Origin of the sequence: Deinococcus sp. (genome assembly GCF_030523985.1) — a bacterium.
GTDB lineage: Bacteria > Deinococcota > Deinococci > Deinococcales > Deinococcaceae > Deinococcus.
This window is the reverse complement of record NZ_JAUNHK010000065.1, coordinates 4126-6822: the sequence shown is the minus strand read 5'-3', so window position 1 is coordinate 6822 and position 2697 is coordinate 4126. Positions and strand designations below refer to the sequence as shown.

Sequence of the window (2697 nt, the reverse complement as noted above, 5' to 3'; positions counted from 1 at the left end):
GCCCCGCACACCACCGAGAGTTCATCGGCGGTGCGGGTCACCGACCACCAGTCCCCGGCAAAAGCCCAGGCGGGCGGCGGCGTCTGGGGGTCAAGGCGGCAAACGGCATATTCGCCCGCCAGGACGGAGAGGGTCAGGTTCACTTCACCGTCACGCGCACGGGCTGGGCAGGCACCTTGACCCGCAACCCGTCGGCAAAGCCGGTCAGCCAGCCTTCAATCATGTACTCCCCGGCGGGCAGGTCGAGGTCACGCAGGTAGCCCACCTGCTTTCCGGCCCCCAGCGTGTCCGAGCGCAGGTCCTGGGCACACAGGCGCGGCGACTGCCCAGCGGGCGGGTAGACCACTTCGCGGCTGCCGACCCGCAGCACCCGCACGGTGGGCGCGGTGGCGCAGTTCTGTTCGTTTTCGCGGGGGACTTCCAGTTTCACGGCGGCGGCGCGGTTACTTTTCAGCGTCAGGGTCAGGGGGACTTTGCCCGTCACGGTGCGGGGCACACTCAGCACGGCGCTCACGTTGTCCAGGCGGGCCGGGGCCACGCTTGCCGGAGTGGTCGGGTGGGTCGCGGGTTCCGGTTGGCCCGGCGTTTCCACCAGCGCGGGCAAGTTGGGCAGCGCGGGTTGGGGGGCGGCAGCGACGGCGGCGCTCAGGCCGAGCAGCGCCCACAGGGTCAGGAGGGTCGGCTTCATACGGTCAGCTTAGCGGGTGAGGTTGACGCGGGCCTGATAACCGGGGAGGGCAGTTGCGTGGCCTTTCTCCTCTGGCGCAAGATGCGGCCAGCCATGCCTGCCGCCGACTTTTTTCTGCACCATATCGACCCGCTGACCCGTGAAATTGCCCAGGGGTACGCGCAGGGAGCTTTCCTGATGGACAACGGCGACGGGCTGGAATGGTACAGCGCCGAAGGCCGCGCCGTGGTGCCGCTCACCGAGGAAGGGGGCCTGCATGTCGCCCGCCGTCTGCGCCGCGAATTGCCGCGCTTCCGGGCGAGTATTGACCTCGCGTTCGGTGCCGTGCTGGAAGGGTGTCGGGGTCACCTGCCGGGCGCACCCAAGCGAGACGGCGAGTGGATCAGTGACGAACTGGCCGACATTTATCTGCACCTGCACGGGACGGGACTGGCGCACTCCTTCGAGGTCTGGCGCGGCGACGAACTGGCGGGCGGCGTGCTGGGGCTGGCGCTGGGTGGGGCGTTCATTGCCGAGAGCAAGTTTCACCGCGTGACTAACGGCAGCAAGGCGGCGCTGATTCATCTGGCGGGGCACCTGCACCGCCAGGGCTTTACGCTGCTCGACGCCCAGATTCAGAATCCGCATCTCGCCACCCTCGGGGTCTACGAAATCAGCGGCGAGGAGTATGGGGAGCGGCTGGCGGCGGCGCTGCGGCTGGACTGTTCGCTCTGACCTTCCCGCTCTGAAATGCAGCGCAAGGTTCCAGTCGGCGGGAGCGACTCTGATATGCTCAGAACATAACGATGACCCGAGCCATTCACCTTCTGCCCCCCGCCGTCGCCCGCCTGATCGCCGCTGGCGAGGTGGTGTCGCGCCCGCTCGACGTGGTGCGCGAACTGGTCGAAAACGCGCTGGACGCCGGGGCCACCCGCATCGAAATCGAGGTGGAGGAAGGTGGGCTGGGCCGGGTGCAGGTGCGCGACAACGGTGTGGGGATTCCTGCCGAGTCGGTGCCGCTCGCCCCTGCCCGGCACGCCACCAGCAAACTGCCCGCCTCGCTGCCCACGGCGGCGCTGCCCGTCACCACCCTCGGCTTTCGCGGCGAGGCGCTGTGGGCGGCGGCCCAGGCGGGCGAACTCGACCTCGTGACCCGTCCGGCGGCGCAGGTGGGCGCGGCGCGGGTGCAGGCGCACGGCGAGGACGTTCACGTCAGCCGCACGTCGGCCCCGGCGGGAACGACGGTCACGGTGTCGCGGCTCTTTGCCCGGCTGCCCGCTCGCCTGCGAACCCAGGCCGCCCCCGCCGCCGAGGTGCGCGAAATCACGGCGCTGGTCGGGCGGTACGTCCTGCATCATCCTCAGCTCTCGTGGCGGCTGACGGTGGACGGCGAAACGCGCCTCACCCACGCGCCCGCCGACCACCGGGGCGCAGTGGCGACGGTGTACGGCCCCCTCAGCGCCAACCGGGTGCTGACGGTGCAGGCCGGAGGCGTGAGCGGCGTAGTCTCGCGGCCCGAACTGACGCGGGCGCGGCGGGACCGGATGCACTTTGCCGTCAACGGACGCCCCATTGTGGCCCCACCCGAACTCGAAAGGGCTGTCATCGACGCCTACGCCGAGCTGTTGCCCACCGGAGCCTCGCCGCTGTGTGTTCTCGACCTCACGGTGGCCCCGGAGGACCACGACCCCAACATTCACCCCGCCAAGCAGGTGGTGGCCCTGGCCGACCTGCCGGGCGTGGCGGGGCGGGTCAAGGAGGCGGTGGCAACGGCGCTGGCGGCGCATCCGCTGGTGCGGGCGGCCCCGGCCCTGATGGCACCGCCGTCTCCCGCGCCTCAGCCGGACGGCACTTTTCCCGCGCTGACGCTGCTGGGGGTGTATCAGGAACTTTATCTGCTGGCCCAGGGCGAGGGCGACCTGTGGGTGGTGGACGCCCACGCCGCGCACGAGCGGGCGCTGTACGAACGGCTGGCCCGCGAACTGGCCGCCGCCCCGCCGCTGGAGCTGCCTGCCCCCGAACTGCTGCAC

The 2697-nt window shown here is 70.5% G+C and carries 3 protein-coding genes and 1 pseudogene; 2 read left to right on the top strand and 2 right to left on the bottom strand.

What is annotated here, in order from left to right:
• Together Q4C89_RS15170 and Q4C89_RS10085 are read right to left on the bottom strand one after the other, a co-directional pair.
• Positions 1–143, bottom strand: a pseudogene (locus Q4C89_RS15170) (ACT domain-containing protein); the annotation flags it as partial.
• Entirely contained in the window at positions 140–688 is a 549-nt protein-coding gene (locus tag Q4C89_RS10085; RefSeq protein ID WP_303102481.1) for a hypothetical protein, read from the bottom strand. The gene Q4C89_RS10085 and the pseudogene Q4C89_RS15170, both read right to left, overlap by 4 nt.
• A gap of 93 nt (positions 689–781) precedes the next feature.
• On the opposite strand from Q4C89_RS10085, the gene aat reads away from it, so the two are divergent.
• Both aat and mutL read left to right on the top strand, forming a co-directional pair.
• Positions 782–1402, top strand: a complete 621-nt coding sequence (aat, locus tag Q4C89_RS10080) for a leucyl/phenylalanyl-tRNA--protein transferase (protein ID WP_303102480.1) — start codon at positions 782–784, stop codon at positions 1400–1402.
• A 71-nt stretch (positions 1403–1473) separates the two neighbouring features.
• On the top strand, positions 1474–2697 hold a 1224-nt coding region (gene mutL / locus Q4C89_RS10075; RefSeq protein WP_303102479.1), incomplete at its 3' end, for a DNA mismatch repair endonuclease MutL.